The organism is Halomonas sp. 25-S5 (genome assembly GCF_029889845.1).
In the GTDB taxonomy this organism is placed as follows: Bacteria; Pseudomonadota; Gammaproteobacteria; order Pseudomonadales; family Halomonadaceae; genus Halomonas.
The window spans coordinates 15744-32674 of record NZ_JARANV010000027.1 but is presented as its reverse complement, the minus strand read 5'-3'; the positions used below and the strand labels follow the sequence as shown (position 1 = coordinate 32674).

17 protein-coding genes and 2 pseudogenes are annotated in these 16931 nt (G+C 45.0%); 15 read left to right on the top strand and 4 right to left on the bottom strand.

The features are described from left to right. Window positions 1-2: 2 nt before the first annotated feature. Window positions 3-338: pseudogene (locus tag OP498_RS15965) on the bottom strand (ATP-binding protein); the annotation flags it as partial. Window positions 339-386: 48 nt separating this feature from the next. Between OP498_RS15965 and OP498_RS15960 the strand changes: the two are divergent. The 15 genes from OP498_RS15960 (at window position 387) to OP498_RS15890 (ending at window position 14714) form a co-directional block, all read left to right on the top strand. Continuing rightward, window positions 387-1562, top strand: a complete 1176-nt coding sequence (locus OP498_RS15960) for a site-specific integrase (RefSeq protein WP_280554376.1) — start codon at window positions 387-389, stop codon at window positions 1560-1562. 688 nt (window positions 1563-2250) lie between these two features. Continuing rightward, window positions 2251-3714 (top strand): hypothetical protein, encoded by a 1464-nt coding sequence (locus tag OP498_RS15955; RefSeq protein WP_280554374.1) that lies wholly within the window; start codon window positions 2251-2253, stop codon window positions 3712-3714. Between the two features lie 287 nt (window positions 3715-4001). Next, entirely contained in the window at window positions 4002-4223 is a 222-nt protein-coding gene (locus OP498_RS15950; RefSeq protein WP_280554373.1) for a hypothetical protein, read from the top strand. Window positions 4224-4463: 240 nt separating this feature from the next. Continuing rightward, window positions 4464-4913 carry a hypothetical protein gene (locus OP498_RS15945; protein ID WP_280554372.1) on the top strand — a complete coding sequence of 150 codons (450 nt, stop codon included), beginning with the start codon at window positions 4464-4466 and terminating at the stop codon, window positions 4911-4913. 655 nt (window positions 4914-5568) lie between these two features. Then, window positions 5569-5937, top strand: a complete 369-nt coding sequence (locus OP498_RS15940; RefSeq protein WP_280554370.1) for a hypothetical protein — start codon at window positions 5569-5571, stop codon at window positions 5935-5937. After that, on the top strand, window positions 5930-6238 hold the full coding sequence (locus tag OP498_RS15935) for a hypothetical protein (RefSeq protein ID WP_280554368.1): 309 nt from the start codon (window positions 5930-5932) through the stop codon (window positions 6236-6238). The genes OP498_RS15940 and OP498_RS15935 overlap by 8 nt, the downstream gene beginning before the upstream one ends. 3 nt (window positions 6239-6241) lie before the next feature. Next, window positions 6242-7546: a hypothetical protein gene (locus OP498_RS15930; RefSeq protein WP_280554366.1), complete on the top strand. Its 1305-nt coding sequence runs from the start codon at window positions 6242-6244 to the stop codon at window positions 7544-7546. Window positions 7547-7548: 2 nt separating this feature from the next. Beyond that, window positions 7549-7899 (top strand): hypothetical protein, encoded by a 351-nt coding sequence (locus OP498_RS15925; protein ID WP_280554364.1) that lies wholly within the window; start codon window positions 7549-7551, stop codon window positions 7897-7899. Between the two features lie 20 nt (window positions 7900-7919). Then, complete coding sequence (locus OP498_RS15920) at window positions 7920-8288, top strand: hypothetical protein (RefSeq protein ID WP_280554363.1); 369 nt, start codon at window positions 7920-7922, stop codon at window positions 8286-8288. After that, window positions 8278-8604 carry a hypothetical protein gene (locus OP498_RS15915; RefSeq protein ID WP_280554362.1) on the top strand — a complete coding sequence of 109 codons (327 nt, stop codon included), beginning with the start codon at window positions 8278-8280 and terminating at the stop codon, window positions 8602-8604. Before OP498_RS15920 ends, OP498_RS15915 begins: the two co-directional genes overlap by 11 nt. A 26-nt stretch (window positions 8605-8630) precedes the next feature. Then, the gene (locus tag OP498_RS15910; RefSeq protein WP_280554360.1) at window positions 8631-9644 is read left to right on the top strand and encodes a major capsid protein; all 1014 of its coding nucleotides are present in this window, start codon (window positions 8631-8633) and stop codon (window positions 9642-9644) included. A 78-nt stretch (window positions 9645-9722) separates the two neighbouring features. Then, window positions 9723-11243 carry a phage terminase large subunit gene (locus OP498_RS15905; protein WP_280554358.1) on the top strand — a complete coding sequence of 507 codons (1521 nt, stop codon included), beginning with the start codon at window positions 9723-9725 and terminating at the stop codon, window positions 11241-11243. Between the two features lie 20 nt (window positions 11244-11263). Beyond that, window positions 11264-13174, top strand: a complete 1911-nt coding sequence (locus OP498_RS15900) for a tape measure protein (protein ID WP_280554356.1) — start codon at window positions 11264-11266, stop codon at window positions 13172-13174. 5 nt (window positions 13175-13179) lie between these two features. Next, on the top strand, window positions 13180-13380 hold the full coding sequence (locus tag OP498_RS15895) for a hypothetical protein (protein ID WP_280554355.1): 201 nt from the start codon (window positions 13180-13182) through the stop codon (window positions 13378-13380). 761 nt (window positions 13381-14141) lie between these two features. After that, the gene (locus tag OP498_RS15890) at window positions 14142-14714 is read left to right on the top strand and encodes a hypothetical protein (RefSeq protein WP_280554353.1); all 573 of its coding nucleotides are present in this window, start codon (window positions 14142-14144) and stop codon (window positions 14712-14714) included. Window positions 14715-14820: 106 nt separating this feature from the next. On the opposite strand, the gene OP498_RS15885 is transcribed toward OP498_RS15890, so the two are convergent. From OP498_RS15885 to OP498_RS15875, 3 genes and pseudogenes are all read right to left on the bottom strand, one after another. Next, on the bottom strand, window positions 14821-15114 hold the full coding sequence (locus tag OP498_RS15885; protein WP_280554352.1) for a hypothetical protein: 294 nt from the start codon (window positions 15112-15114) through the stop codon (window positions 14821-14823). 246 nt (window positions 15115-15360) lie between these two features. Then, a pseudogene (locus OP498_RS15880) lies at window positions 15361-15918 on the bottom strand (MoxR family ATPase); the annotation flags it as partial. Window positions 15919-16031: 113 nt separating this feature from the next. Next, entirely contained in the window at window positions 16032-16928 is an 897-nt protein-coding gene (locus OP498_RS15875) for an NAD(P)-dependent oxidoreductase (RefSeq protein ID WP_280554351.1), read from the bottom strand. Window positions 16929-16931 lie beyond the last annotated feature (3 nt).

Below are 16931 nucleotides of genomic sequence, written 5' to 3'. Positions count from 1 at the left end.
GCTCAGCGCCTCGGGTTGCCCTGGCGGCGCAGCATGAACGCTAGCCGTTCCAGGAGCTGGGTGTCCTGCTCGTTCTTGACGAGTGCCCCGGCCAGCGGCGGGATCGCCTTCACCGGGTCGCGGCCGTAGAGCGCCTCGCGAGCCAGGTCGTCGCTCATCAAGAGCTTCAGCCAGTCCACCAGCTCCGAGGTCGAGGGCTTCTTCTTCAGGCCCGGCGCCTGGCGCAGGTCGAAGAACACCTCGAGTGCCTCGCCGACCAGCTTCGGGGCGATCTCCGGGAAGTGCACGTCGACGATCGCCTGCATGGTCTCGCGGTCGGGGAACTCGATGTAATGGAATTGATTTATAAACCCTAACAAGTTGATTCTTAAGGATTTTGCCATCCCTTGTATACCAAAGTGATACTAAGGGGAATACTAATGGCGTATCTACTAAAGTCTAGGCATGGGGTTTGGTACTTCAGGTATCAAGTTCCTGAGAGCAATAGGCAAGATATTGGCAAACGTGAGATTAGGCAATCACTTGGCACCAAGAGTTATAGGGAAGCTAATAGGAGATTACCAAAGGTATTCATTGAAGTAATGGAATCTTTGAAGTTGGACACAGAAAATACACCAATCAATAGGACACCAATAATAACCGTGTTCTTTGAAGACTATGTTAGACACCTAACACTTGAAGGGATACGCCCCAAGTCTATTATTGATAAAAGGGTAATACTAAAGACTCTTGTTTCTGTTGTTGGTGATAAAAGGATTGATGAAATAACCCTTGATGATGCTAAGAGGTTTAAGCAGGAAGCTTTAAAAATGGACAAGGTGCGGGGTAAGGGTAAAGTCTCTATCTCTACTGTTAATAATTGGTTAAGGAATACTAGTGCTATGTTCGATTATGCACTAAAGGAACAATTGATTCCTGATAATCACTTTAAAGGCTTGGCTATAAAGCAAAGGGTTAATGTAGCTTCCTTAAGGGATGCTTTTAATCCCTCAGAGGTTAACACGATCATTGATTACCTTGAAGATAACAAGGGAACACTAAGAGAAGAACAATATTGGGTTATTCTTATTGGTGCATACTCAGGATTAAGACTTAATGAGGTCTGCCAGATGTATGTTTCAGATGTTATAGAATACCAAGATGTTTGGTGTTTCAATATTACATCTGATAGGGAAGATCAAAACGTTAAGAATCTATCATCTGAAAGGTTAGTGCCAATACACCAACACTTGTTGGATAAAGGGATTCTTACTTATGTTGGTTCTAAGAAAGAACGATTATTCCCTAACTTAAAATATACCAACACCAATGGTTATAGGGGTGGCATAAGTAAATGGTTTTCAACACTGTTAAGAAACATTGGTATCAAGACACCTAACAATAAGGTTTCTTATTACAGTTTCAGGCACTTTGTAGCAACAGAATTAAAACATAAGATGGTAGAGGAACACGTAACAGCACAGTTGTTAGGGCATTCTTCAGGGTCTATAAGTTACTCACGATATGGTAAAAGGTTTGATGTTAAGACACTGAAAGAGGTAATTGATTTAGTTAACACTTAAGTATAAAGCGCCTATAAGAGTCTTTTTAATTGGGGGGATTGTATGACATCAAGTCATCCCCCCTTTTTTAATGTTCGCTGTAGATACCTTTACAAGCCTTGTTGAGAATCTGCCAGAGGCAACACGATCAACAGGATCACTGTAAAGCCCCCTACAAGCCCTTCTAAGGCTTTCTAAGGAAGGGATGCACCCCATGTCATCCATCATCCCTTTTCCCCTGTAAGGGTCGTGTTAGGCTCCCTGGTGATCCTTGTAGAGATAGACAAGGCACCTACAGGCACCGTCACCAAGAAATTAACAACGGAACTTCTAAAAAATAATATCTCTCTTAGGGATGTAGGAAAAATGAAATTAGACCTTTAAAATACTCTAAAAGCCTTGATTTTGCAGGCTTCTGTCACGATCGTGTTAAGTACCTTCCTCGAAATGTACTGATTTCCATTTCCCGGATGTAGGAAAATTGGTTTATACAAATGATAAAGGTTCTCAAAGGGGTTGACAGACTACCCTTTTACATGGTCAAATAGGTATATAGGCATTAGATTTTCAAAAGACATCTACCGGGGCTCTATAGAGCTTTCCGGAGATTCCCTTTTGTATAAATACTAAACCTTAAATTAATGTTCTTACACTGTGTTCAATAACACTGGTGGGGATTTCTATTGTAAAAACCAAAGAGGAAAAATAAATGAAAGTTGAAGTTATGGATATGATTATGGGTGCTGGTAAGTCTACTTCAGCAATCAAGACTATTCAATCAAACGTAGATGATTTCTATTTTGTAGTGGTTCCCTATCTGCATGAAGTAAATCGTTATATTGATGCTTGTAATGGTGTTCTTCCTGAGAATAACCAACTTATTGAACCTTGCGATGAAGAGACTTCTAAAAGTGTTGATCTTCAGAACATTCTTCAAAAGCGTAAAGGTTCTGTTGTAACAACCCATTCAATGTTCGAGAATCTTAAAGCTGATCATATGGGGGCTATTACAAACATGCCTCTTAGGAAAGGTGAGAAGGTGTTGATTCTTGATGAAACCATTGATCTTGTAAAACCTGTTAACAGTAAGAGGCTCCCTAAAGAAGCCCTTCAAGCTGATGTTGAAAATGAATATATCGTGGTCAATGAAACAACAGGGCTTGTTAAGTGGAACAGTTTTAAAGATGAAATGACAGGTAAGTATCCCCATCACGAATATCTTAAAGACTTGTGCGATACTGGTATGCTGTTCTTTATTGATGATCAATATTTGGTGATGGAAGTACCTCTTGATTTCCTTAACTGTTTTGATCGCGTAATTGTTATGACGTATCGGTGGTCTTCAAGCATTATGGCGAATTACCTTGAAGTCAATAATATTGGTTGGAAGATGCTCGATACTGATACCAAAAGTATTCTTGAAGTCTATGAATACATTGCAGAGCATTTGATTATCCCTGATCACTACAGTGTTAGCGGTCTTTCCAAGAATCAGATGAAGAACGTAGACGTTTCAGATTTGAAGAAAGACTTTAACCAATCAATCAAAGCTGCAATGGCTGAATATGATGTTCCTATTGAAGATATCCTTTTTACAACCTTTAGGAATGTCGGCAATGAAGACATGGTTGATTGGTATAAAACTATCAAGGTGGGAAAATGGCAAAGGAAAGACTCTCAGAATCGTGTAGAGCCTGTTACGTTTCTTTCTCATACCACCCTTGGTACAAACGAATATGCTAACTGTCGTCTGATGGTGTACGGGCTGGATAAGCACCTTATGCCGAGTGTTCACAGTTACTTTGCAAAGCGTGGCCATTCTATCAGTGGTGATGCTTGGGCACTGTCCAGCCTTCTACAGTGGCTTTTTAGGGGCTGTATCCGTGATCGTGACAGCGGAAAAGATATGGTGGCGGTGATCCTGTCCCCGAGAATGCGGAAGATGGCTCAGGAGTGGCTTGCAGGGATCAAGAGGCAGGTAGCAGAGGGCAAGGTCGAGGGTACTTCTAAGGTGCTCAGCATGGGCGCTAAAGAGCGTAGGACCAAGATGCAGCAATTTAAGCAATGGAAGAACAACAATCCCGGTGCCGAATGCTTCAGCTTTGAAGATTACATTGAACATGGTGGCCCAGCTCTAAAGCGAAAATTGAAAGCTATGAAGAAGGCAGCATAACAACAAGGTACAACCAAATGAAAAACAACAAGAGATATTGTAGGTTCTTCCTGGTCTGGGGAGAGGATGAAGACAACGTACCAAACCCCTTTGATGACCTTATTTCGATCTACAAGAAGAAGCCCACCAATGATAAGCCCCGTGTTCAATCCGAATAGGGGTTTTATTAGTACAAAAAACACCTTAAAAACCGTTTGAGGTCTTACCCTAGGCAAGCGGGTAGGTTCCTTTTAATCGAAGAAAACAAGGTAAAAACCCTATAGAAAACTTTGAAGGAGATAAATCCAATGTCTAAGCAAGAATGTCCTACCTGTGGTCATGCTGTTGATGAGGCTTACGAACAGTACCGGAAAGAGTATAAGCGGGAATGGTATCAGCAACGTAAGAAGAACATTAACTTTAATAAATGGATTGAAAAAAATCCTGAATTCAAAGACATTAAAGATATCAAAGACCTATACCTTGAATATGGTGGTGTTAAAGCAAAAAAGATTGTAAAATCTAGATGAGAATCATTATTATCTATTGACAATTAATATAATACCCCTTACACTGAGAGGAGTAGGAAGGCTTTTATAAAACCTTATCTAAAGCCTCAAACGAGAATCTTTATTATTTACTTTACAACTAATAAATAATGCTTTATGATAGGGTGAAAGAGCAAACGAAAAACAGCACCCTTTTAAATCTTCCAATCAACCCCCTGTTAAAGTGGGGACTTCAACAGAATTACAACAGGGGTAATTAATATGGCAATAAACAACAACATTGATTTAATCTATTGTATCAGCAAGGGCCTTTCAGTTCAGAATTTTGATAAACTTCCTAAGTTCGACAAGCATACTTACAAGCGGCTTAAAAGACTTTCCGAACTTGTTCAATACGGTTCGAGCTTTACAGTAGAAAGACAGTATCTTTGTGATCACCTTCAAGTAACACCTTATAATCTTATCAATACGCTTTCCTTTCTTGTGAAGAAACAGCTTATTGAATACGAAACAAACAAGACTAATCCTGATATCCCTTTCGGAAAGATTAAAGTTACTATCTGTCCTTCTTATGTCTGGTCTTATCATATGACCAAGACAAGAGAGCAAGCCTGTTCCGAATGGTATCTGTTACGGGATTTAGCAGAGACAAGTAAGACAGACATTACACTTTCACCAGCCTATCAAGACTTGGTTAGAGATATGTCTTAAAAGAATTTGCCGAGGTTTTCCCCTCTTTGGTTCTCCTTGGCAATATTGAGAGTGCAGGAACATTGGGATAAAGGTTGTATCGAGCCTCCCGTTGTAAGACACCTTCACTTTCAATCTTAGAGAGTCGTTCCTTATAAGCTAGGCGGCTTTCTAACGCTGAGTATCTAATCTTAAAAGGCATTTAGGTATTCGGCAAAAGCCCAGCTATTCAAATAATAGTTCTGCGTTCTCCTGCGGCTATCTTCAGCCGTTTAGCAAGGGAGCTATGTAGCTGGGTTTTATCCCTCTGATTAATAGTTCCCCTATAGGCTCCAAAGCCTTACAGAGTCCTTGTTGGCAGCAAGGCGGCATAACTGGTGTCTGTTGACGGTCCCTCCAAGCCCGAGGGCACCAGTTCTTTTTAAGAGCTTATAGGGGAGCTATTTACTGCTCCAAACAAAACCAAAAAACAGTAATGGAGATTACTATTATGTCGCGCAACAAAACTGCCAACGATAACAGAATTACATTCATGAGCAGGGCCGACGCCAAAAAGTACAATATGCGTTACTACATTGGTGGTCATTGCAAGCACTGCAAGCAACAGAAAACCATTAGATATACAGTTAATGGGTGCTGTGTAAATTGCAATGGTAAAACTCAAGGGGGATAAGTAATGTATACCGAACAAGATATTCCTACCCATGTCCCCGAGTTTATTAATTTATTCTTTGTCGGTCTTGATCAACTACAGAATATTAGCCCCCATCTTCCTCTGGGTGTAACTGAAAAGCATACGGGGGAATACCTTCCTGTCTGTTTCTTTGGGGAGTTCTTCGATACCTACGAAAAGGCTTCCTTTGTCGATCCTTACGAATGTCATAGGTACTTTCAAGACCAGACTATCAAGGCTCTTTTCCAGCTTGCCCAGCATCATAATTTTGCATCTACCTACAGTGAAGCAATTGCAACGCTTCTTAGGATGTACCGGGAGAAGATTGAAAAGGAATTGAAAGAGGGGAGGGAGACAACCGTATATGGCTGAGAAACGACGAAGACAAGTTAAAGAGTTTCCTAAGGAACCGTGTACAGATTGCCCCTACCAATCCCTTGAAGATATCGAAACATTGATTTTTCTAGATCGTATGTACAGTGCCCCCGCTACCAGGGGGACTTTCCTGTTTATGGAACATATGTTTAAGCACCATCCCGACGATCTTTATTTTCTTTGGGAAAAATCACAGGAATTCGTAGGGATTAAAGGTTCGCAATACCGAATAGATTTCCCTAGGTGGCTCGGCAAGGTTAAGTCCGGTCTGGATAAATACAACAAAAAAGAGAGGTAAATAATGGTTTCATATACCAATCAGAAAAGTTCCCCGATCCATCTTGAAAATACCGTTTTGAATCTGTCTCGGGAAGAATTGAACATCAACAAGGCTTTCTTCACCTATAAGGAAATGTCCCTCGATCCGATCATCTCGGCTTCTATGAATTTCCTTAAAGGGCTGCTGAACAGGGATTTTAAAATTAGTTACCACCCTGAGAGTACAGAAAAAGAAAAAGCGGTTATTGATGCCCTTAACGAATCGCTGAACAGCCTTAAGCCATACTCTAAGCGAAAGCTACTGAACAATGTTCTTTCCATGCTGGAATACGGTGCTTCACTAAATGAACTGACTATGCACCGTGTAGATAATCGGTATGTCTTCAAGAATATTTCCCCGATTCATCTGACGACAGTTAATAAATTCCGTATGAAGCGTGGCGAGCTTCTCGGCGTGACCCTGAACAAGCCTGACAACGATAGCCTGATTAATGATGTTGCAGCGACTCAGACGAATATTGATGGTTCAAAACTGTTGATGTTCACCCTGCAAGGGGACCAGGATTCACCGCTAGGTCATTCACTGCTTAAAGGCGTTTGGTCAAGCTGGAAGCAAAAGGTCGTGGTAAGCGAATATCAGCTAGTGGGGATTTCAAAAGCCTACGGAAATATTCTTTCTGTTTCTGTCCCGAGTTCTTACATCGAATCTTACCTTAACGATCCTTCAAGTTCTGAGGCGATTTACATGGACCATCTGGTTCAGCAGACAGAACTTTTGCACTCTGGGAAAAGCGCCTATGTAATGCTTCCTTCAGATATTTACGATGGTGGAACACGCCAGTTTGAAGTTAAGCCGGTTTCAGAGACGATCAACAGCGATTACAACGCTAACACCACGATCAATAGGCTTAACGATGAAATGCTTCTAGCACTACAAACAAGCCTGCTGAGCCTTGGCAATTCCGGTAGTGGCTCCTTCGCACTGTCTGAGAGTAAGACAAACCTTCTTTCGATGTTCTGCCGTGCGATTGAAGAAACCATTTCAGATGAGTTCAAAAAAGCTATTGCAGTCGCCTTTGATCTTAATGGACTGGAAGACAAGCGTATCCCCGGCCTTGAATTTGAAGAGATTGAGCCCGTTGATTGGGAAACCGTTTCAAAGTATTGGCAGCGGCTTTGCCAAGCAGGGGCAGTAACCCCCGACGAAACCCTAGAAGGGCACCTTAGGGAAATCGGGAAGGCTCCCCAAGCGGATTACTCAAAGAAGCTTGATACCACCCCCAAGGCAGACGCTACAGACCGCCTAGACGACCGTAAGGAGCTTTAACCATGGCTATTGATCCAACTACAGCGGTAGGCCGTGTAAGGCTGCTGACAGGCGACGTAGAGCCCGATGAACCGTTCTTCGATGATTCTATTTACCAATGGCATCTAGATAGCGGGCTCTCAGAGATTGAAACAGCAATCGAAGTTCTAGAAAGCACCATCAACGTTATCGCACTCAGCCCCACCAGGGAGCGCGCAGGTAGCTATGAGGCATACGGTCAAAATTTAACCTTCCTTCAAAAGCGTTTGAACGATCTTAAAAGTAGACGCTACGGAAAGAAGAAAGCGCCAATCATTATTAATGCCGGACAGAAAGATTGGTCAAAAATTACAGATATTTTCGGGGGTGAATAATGGCGGGAATTATGGAGCTAATGCGGGAGTTTTCCAGCTTTAAAGAAAAGAAAGAAGTTGAAGAAATGGAGAGCGTAGCAAAGGCAGCGGATAACACTTACCTTCGTGAAGAGCTTGTTAAGTATGCTTATTCCGAAGAGATCGTAGATAAGATTATTCCAGCTTTCCAACTTGTTTACGATCATAACCCAGACCTTACAGATGTTCTTTTAGAACTGCTATCGGCAAAAGAAACCGAGATTGAAAAGCTTGTAGAGCATAAAACCAAGTTCGAAGAACAGACCGATCCTGATGCTAAGCAAGAAGACGTTCAGGAAGATACCGAGCAAGTTAACCTTGTAGATAAAATCCTTTCAGAAAAATATGGAGTCCAATCCAATGAAGATTGAAACTAATGTAAAGCAATCAGAAAACTTTATCGTTCAGATGAACGGCGATTACAACATGGCTTTTGATGAAGTCGAAGTTACCGGCACCTTTGCAGAAGGCACCATCCTTGAGAATGCTACAACTGCCGTTTCTAGCACCTCTACTGAAGTGCTCGGCATCGTCGCTAAGGATACTAGCGGTACTGCAAATGTTCGTCTTATGGTTCGCGGAAATCCTTCTAGTGTCGATTATCAAAAGCTTTCCTATGGCACCGCAGTAGAGGCAGATATTAACGCACTTCTGGCGGATGCCGGAATTATTGTAGTTAATCAATAAATATAAAGTAAAAGGATAAAATTAAAATGGCAATTCTAGACAATACCAAAGTTATCGACCAAACCTCAGCAATTTCCAAGGTTCCTTTTAAGCCGGGCCTTATGGGTGCACTTGGCATGTACCGTGCTGAAACCGTGGGGAGCGACGCCATCTCATTCGACGTGCGGGACAACAGCTTTCACGTTCTTGACGATCATCTGCGCAACGTAGCACAGAAGAACACTACCCCTGAAAATGGTTTCGATATTCATACCATCGCCATTCCTCACTATCCGGTAGAACGTACCATCGGACGTGAAAAGCTGGCGGGTGTTCGGGGTTTCAACTCTCAGCAGGAAGAGACTGTTAGCGCAGCCGTGGCTAATGAACTGGAAACCCAAGCAGAAATGCACGATCTTCACGAAGAGTTTATGCTTTCTCAAATGACCATTTCCGGTGTCGTGCCTACTGACCATTTTGGGTCGATTGATATGGCCGCCGAATTTGGTGTTACAAGGCCGACTGAGTCTTTCACCTATACCAACCCCGGTGACACCCTCGCCAGCCTGCGCAGCGCCCAGAAGAAGGCTAAAGCAGGGCTTAACAATGGTGGCCGTGTCCAGGGTTATATCATGCTGGCCGGTGAAGACCTCTTCGAATGGATGATCCGTAACGGTGATGTTGTCCGAGCCTATGAACTGAATCTTGCTTCTCCCAACCCGCTGCTTGGCGAACTGGGCGAGATTGCTAACGGGTACAGCACCTTCAAGATTGGCAATACCACTGTTGTTCTCTATGACGATTCTTTCGGCCTGAAGGACGGTACTAGCGTTCAACCTCTGGCGGCTGACTCTGGTGTGCTCCTGCCCCGTACTACCCTTGGCCGTGTCTTCTATGGCCCTGAGAGCACCCTTAGCGGGCTTGGTCGTGGCGGTGCTAAGCGGTTCGCACGTTCCTACCGTGATCCGAAAGACCGCTATATCGAAGTTTCCAGTGAACAGAATACCCTCCCGGTGCTTGAGCAATTCGGCGCTACGGTGGAAATCTCCTTCACTCCGTAAATAAAGAAGCTTCTTCTAGGGGGATTGGGTCTTTGCCCTTTCCCCTTTTTTTGTATTTGAAAGGAGAGAATAAGAATAATGTATCAGAAAGCACAGCGAGATTTTACCCTCTCGATCCCCCAAGAAGAACTAGCAGATAACGTAGAAGTCCTAGCCCCGCTCTCAATTACTCAAGAAAATTTTATAAATTGCACCTCAGATATTGTGCTCTGGTCAGGTGGTCAGAACTCGGGTAAGTCTTACCTCTGCCTAATTGATCTTCTCATCGGTGCTGTCGATGATGAACACTTCACCTCTACAGTTATCAGGACTTCACAAAAGAAAATCAAACAGTCTGGTGGCTTGTTTGATATGTCTATGAAGCTTTTCCCCAAGTTTGAAGGCTCTTCTAACCAAGTGGAAATGACCTTTAAATTTCCTGTCGGGTCTTCTATCAAATACCACCACCTAGGCAATCATAATATTGGGGATTACCAGGGTTCCAACAATACCCGTATTTTGATTGATGAAGCGGCAGAAGAGGGAATCGAAGAAGAAGACGTTTCCTATTTGATATCGCGTCTTAGGGGTAAGTCTAAACAAAAGAAATCCCTTAAGATGACTGGCAACCCCAACCGTTCTAGCTTCCTTTGCAACTGGCTTGAAAAGGGCGGCTATCTAGATTCTGAGGGCTTCCACCGTGAAGACATGCATGGTGTAGAACGTCTAATGGTGATGGTTGGCGGCTCTTACGAATTCTTCAAGACGAGAGCAGAGATTAAGAGGAAGTACGGTAAGGCTATGGCAGACAATGCCCTTACCTTTACAAGTTTCAATGCTAATATCTTCGCCAATCCTTACGTTCTCAAATACGATAGCTTCTCCCTAACCTCTCTAGAAAACCTTAAAGACGAAGAAAAACAGCGTTTACTTTACGGTAATTGGTACAGCAGCAGTGATTCTAATGGGTACCTAGAAAGGGATATGCTGAAGGTATGCAAGCTTTCCGACGTACCTTTAGGGCTTCCCATCGTAAGGGCGTGGGACTTAGCAAGCACTGCAAAGGCTGAAGAGGGCGAAGATAATTTCGGAGATTATACGGTAGGCATCAAAGCAGCATACGACAAGGAAGATGGTTCTTTTTATATTCTCGATATGCAACGCTTTCAAGAGAATTCCGCTGGTGTCGTTTCAAGGATGATCCAGACAGCTAAGGACGATGGGAAATCTGTATATCAAATCCTGCCGCAAGATCCAGGGTCGGCGGGAAAGATTTTGGCAGACTCTTTGAAGTCCCGTCTAATGTCTGAATGCAAGTCTAGGGTTATTGTTGAAAAGACCTCTAAGAGCAAGCTTAGGAAAGCAGAGCCCTTTCTAATTGCTGCACAGGAAGGGAAAGTTAGTTTTGTTAAGCACGTATTCAATGATGAACACCTTTCCGAGCTGGAGTCCTTCGATGGTGAACGTTCTACCCGTCGCAAGAAGGATGACATTATGGACTCTGTTTCTAGTGCTTATGCCCACCTTTCTACAGGTCGCCTTATCCCTACCATCAAGATTGGTAACACTAAACAGGATATGAAACGGCTATCTAATATTGGCGGTAGAACACTTCTTTAAAATAACAAAGGTAAAATATTATGTCTGGCAATATGGCTAACCTTACGGCCAATCTTAATTTTCGAGTAGATTATAAAAAACTCAAAGAATACGAAAAGCGCCTAGGTATCGCACAGAAGAATATTCAGAAGACAGGGGACAAGGTACAGAAAGCCTTTACCAAAGGTGCTAAGAAACAAACAGCAGCCCTAACAGCTTTGGAACGTCGTTATAATCGTCACCGGGGCGACCTTCAAAGAATCCGCAACGATTATTACAAAGTCAATCAGGCTTACCGCGAAGGTAATATTTCCCTAGAGAAACGTTCACGCCTCCTTAATGAAATTGCTAGGGATTATCGAGAGGTCGGCAGGGCAGCTAATCGAGCGAACAATGCTGAACGATCCAGGGCAACCAACAACATTCTTTCTAACCAGCGTCGCCAAACGATGACCAATGCGGCTAACAATGCTGGGCAAAGGATGCGTTCGGGAATGCTGGCGATTGGTGGCAGGATGGTTGCCGGTCCCCTTGCCGCTGTCGGTGGTGTTATGGGGGCTGGCATGGCCCGTAGGGGGGCTTTGCAGTCTAACCAGCAATACCAGCACTTCGAAGCGATGCAGACGGCTTTAACAGCCATTACGGGCTCCCTGGAAGGTGCTAACGATCAAATCAAGATGCTTGCGGGTATCTCTGAGTATTACGGCACCAACCTTAAAAGCAATCTTGATTCTTTTAGGAACTGGTCGGCTAACCTTCTCGGGACCCCCCTTGCAAGTAATGCTATGGGGTATTTTGAGGCTATTCAGGCATACGGTACATCAATTCAGACTTCTCCCGAAGAACTCCAAAGGGCTATGAAAGCGTTTTCTGACATGGCTTCTAAAGGTGTTATCTCAATGGAGGAAGTTAGAGGCCAGCTTTCAGAGGCTCTAGCGGGCTCTAATCAAATGCTCTTCCAAGCCGGTCAGAATGTCGGCCTCTGGGATAACCTTGAGCAGATGAATAAGCGTATCTCTAATGGTGAGATTCGAGCGGCAAGTGTACTGCCCGAGATGTTCAAGCTTATGCGTGCAAGGGCTTATGAGGGAGATGCCATAGAACAAGCTAGACAGTCCAGCAGGGCACAGCAGAATAGGCTTTCAAATACCCGCTATGCCTCTCATATCATTACCAATAGGGCAGTGCTTGACGAGGCTGTAAAGGAGATGTTCGAAAGCCTTAACGATGCTCTGAAAGCTTCAGAAGATACCCTAAAAGCTATTGGTCTTCTTTCTGAAAACCTTACAAGCAACCTTGGCCCAGCCATTGAAGACTTTGCAGGACGGGTAAACGATCTAGCAGGCTGGTACATCAAGAATCAGGATAAAATTGATAAGGTTACCTCTACCGCTGGTGATATTATCAACGCCCCTAGAAAAGCCCTTATGGCTTTCTTTGGTGGTGTTATTGATACTATTGGAGAGATTAGAACCCTCTGGGGTGATGAGGATAGTAACTTCTTTATCAAGGTCTTGAAGTCAATGGCAGCAATGGCTAACCCGCTTATTGATATGTTCTCTAGCGTTACTGATTCTATTTTCAGTGTTATTGAAAGGCTTACAGGGGTGACTATCCCTAATCCTATGGATGCCGCTAAAGACTTTATGAACCAAGGTTCAATGAAACCCCTTCTTAATCGTCAAGGCGGTGTCGATCCTAACAAGCTTCCCTTTGGTAATGTTGTTATTGATAGGGAATCCGCTAGAAGGGCTCTCAATCCCCCAGCACCCCCCCATATGCTTGCCAAACCTTCTCACCAATACAATATCGAAGCCCCTGTTAGCATTCAAATTGATGGGTATAACCAGGATGCTAGCGAGCTTACCGATATGATCGAAGAGAGGTTTTCAAATAACATCACCAGCCTTATTCGTGGGGCAAGTATGTCAGAGGCTATTACGGAGAAATAACTATAATGAACTTTAAAACTGTTGCTCTTGCTGTATTTCTATCTTTCCTTGTTGGCTCCTTTAGTGCAAACCTGCAAGGTAACTGGTTAGGTGATTACCAAGAGATTCAAGAGGCATTTAACAATGTAGAACAGTATCAAATTGAACTATATAATAGGTATGATGAGATGTATAAACGCCTAGATAAGCTAGAAAGTTATCACTGAGCACCTATGTAGGAGATAAAAGTCTCCGACTATTAAGCCCCTAATTGGTAGAAGCCTTTTAGGGGCTTTTTAATGCTTATAAATATATAGATACAGCTGTGTATGTATTGTTATAATGTTGCATTGCCTGTTAAGTGAGTCCAAAAGCCGGTAACGGGTTACCTATAGCATAGCTTCAGCATAGTGTTAAATAGTCGTGAGGTTATTTTAAATAGGGTGGCAATATTAATTATGGGGTTTGCCCTTAAAATTTCCTGCCATTTAATGCTTCGAATTTCCTTCACAGCTAATATATTAAAAAATCCTCCCCATATCCTTTTTAAGCACCCCCGGCCCTATACAATCAGTTACAAAATAATTCGAAGTAAGATTAGAAAGGCTTCAGTTATAGCTAACGTTTAAACCTTATTTAACATAAGGGTGGTTATACGAACCCATATACAGGGCTTTTCAACGCTTTGAGATACTATTATCGAGTTGCTGTCAAGTTTACTTTCAATGCTTTGTATCTAAATGTAACTGGCGGATATTGTGAAATAATCTTCGAAAGGGGCGGTCGGGCGTGGTTAACCCATCCATCGCCTTTAGCAATTTACGCTTTAAATCACCCTAAAATCCCTATTTAAAAAGCCCTAATAAAGCCTATTTTTTGTGTATGTCTACCGGGGAAGTTGTTGCAAGGGAAGTTCTAAAGGTTTTTGGCATAGATTAGGTGTTTCTGCTAGGCTGTACTGGTCAATTTAGCCAACATGGAGATAAAGATGGCTTCACAGAATCATGATCTAAGTAATATTTTAAGTTCTTACCTGAAAGGAGAGAAGTACGATAATATTAGGGACTTTTATAAAAAACTTGTATTCGCCCTTGAAGTAAATCTAGGGGTAGATAACTTCTTCTTGATAATATCGGGCGATGACCTTGATATAGATTTGCAAGAAGCCTATTTGAAATTTGCTGATTACTTGTCTGATAATTACTCTGAAGAAAATATACAGCGAACAAGGGCTTATTATTGGGTTTCATTGGACTATAACAGGCTTTTGCTCAGAAGCGATGGGGATGAAACAGTAAGAGTGTTGAGAAAGCTTAAGGAAGAGAAGGAGCGTCTTGGCGCTGGTTATACTGAGAGAAGTGCAGAAACAGCGTGGCTTGAGATTGTTGCCCGTGAAGCTGATGCATTAATGCCTTTATTGATGAAGGGTGAAAATGGTGTTAATTTTAACCACTCTTTTAATTTAAGCGATAAGGCACCTGATCCTTTACCCTGTTTTTATGATTTTGCACGCTATGCACTATGTCAGATTCTCCGTTTCCGCAGCTTGAGAATTAACTAGATTAAACAATTAGGGAGAATGTTCGCAGAACAAAAAGTATAGATATTCTTATTCAAATGTAGATATTTTAATAGCCCCTGCCAGATAATTAGACAGGGGCGTTTTCTTAGTCTCTTATATCAAGACCATTATTCCCAACATAAACCACTTCACCAAACTCTATAACCTCAACAACTGAAGCACTAAATGTATTGTATTCCATGGGTATTACTCTGTATTCCTTCTTTGTAATACCACAGCCATCAATAACTTTCCTTACCCCTTGATTAAGATATCTGATTTGTCTGTCGTATGCTTCTTCACTGAAACAGATCAATGTATCTTTTTCTAAATATGTCTCCTGAGCAAATGCACCACTACTTACAGCTAGAAGTGCAACGCTAGCAAGAATCTTTTTCATTCGTTTGTTCCCTGTTTATTTGTATTGCAAGTTCAAGCTAGCAAACAGTTTCTATGCTTGCAAAGTACGCTTTGGATTCAGAAGCCTTTACAGGTGATGAAGGGGGTACTAAAGGGGGTACTATCTTAGGTGTTCTTAGGCAGGATACTGGCAAGGATCTTTGGTATAATGGTTAGGCAGGGATTGGCAAATCTCTTGTAGATCAACACGTTGGGCAGTAATTGGGGAATACCCTGTCGAATACCTCTGCATGGTCTCGCGGTCGGGGAACTCGATGTAATGGAAGAAGCAGCGACGCAGGAAGGCGTCGGGCAGCTCCTTCTCGTTGTTGGAGGTGATGACGATGATCGGGCGGTGGCGGGCGCGGATGGTCTCGCCGGTCTCGTAGACATGGAACTCCATGCGATCCAGCTCCTGGAGCAGGTCGTTGGGGAATTCGATGTCCGCCTTGTCGATCTCGTCGATCAGCAGCACCACCCGCTCGTCCGCGGTGAAGGCCTCCCACAGCTTGCCGGGCCGGATGTAGTTGGCGACGTTCTCCACGCCCTCGACGCCCAGCTGGGAATCGCGCAGGCGGCTCACCGCGTCGTACTCGTAGAGCCCCTGGGCGGCCTTGGTGGAGGACTTGATATGCCAGGTGTGCAGCCGTGTGCCCAGCGAGGCCGCCAGCTCCTCGGCGAGCAGGGTCTTGCCGGTGCCCGGCTCGCCCTTGATCAGCAGCGGGCGCTCCAGGGTCACGGCGGCGTTCACCGCCTGCTTCAGGGCCTCGGTAGCCACGTAGGTGGAAGTGGAATCAAACGCCATGGGTCGTGCCTCGGCAGGTCGCAGATCGGGAAAAGTCAAACGAGTGTACGGAAGCGGGCAAGAGGCGACAAATCTGCCGGCGCCTCACTCCGCGTAGATCATCCTTGGCTCGCTCATGCCTCATCCCCCTCGTCGATGGAGCGATAGGCTTCCACCAGGATCGCCGGGTCGTGCTCGGCGTGGCCACGCCCGGCCTGGGCGCGCATCAGCTGGGCGGCCAGGCCGCTCATGGGCGTGGCGCTGCCGCTGCGCTGGCTCTGGGCCACCGCCATGTCCAGGTCCTTGAGCAAGGTGCGCAGGTGCCAGGGCGGGTCGGCGAAGTCGTTCGCCGCCATGCGCGGGGTGAGGATCCGGAAGGGGGTCGAGTCGGCGAAGCCCCCGGCCAATGCCTCGGTCAGCCGGGTGGCGTCCACGCCACTCGCCTCGGCCAGTGCCACCATCTCGGCCAGCACCGCCGCCTGGCAGCCGACGACCATCTGGTTGCACACCTTGGTCACCTGGCCGCTGCCCACCGGGCCCATATGGGTCACTTGGGCGGACAGGGGGGCCAGCACTGGCCGGATCGCCTCGATATCCTCGGCGTCGCCGCCGCACATGATGGCCAGGCTGCCCGCCTCGGCGCCGGCGACGCCACCGGAGACCGGCGCATCCACCCAGTGCATGCCGCATTCGCTCTCGAGCCAGTCGGCGAAGTCACGCGTCGCGGCGGGATCGCTGCTGGAGAGGTCGACCAGCCGCTGGCCGGCACGGCCGTGCTGGGCCACGCCCCCCTCGCCGAACACCACGTCCTCTACCACGGCGGTATTGGCCAGGCACAGCAGTACCACGTCCACCGCTTCCATCAGTTCGGCGATGGAGCCGGCCACCCGGGCGCCGGCTTCGCGCAAAGGGGCGGCCTTGGCGGGGGTGCGGTTCCACACGGTCACGTCGAAACCCGCAGCCAGCAGTCGACGCGTCATGGGGTGGCCCATCAAGCCGATGCCGATGAAACCGAGGCGAGGCGGGGTCATGGA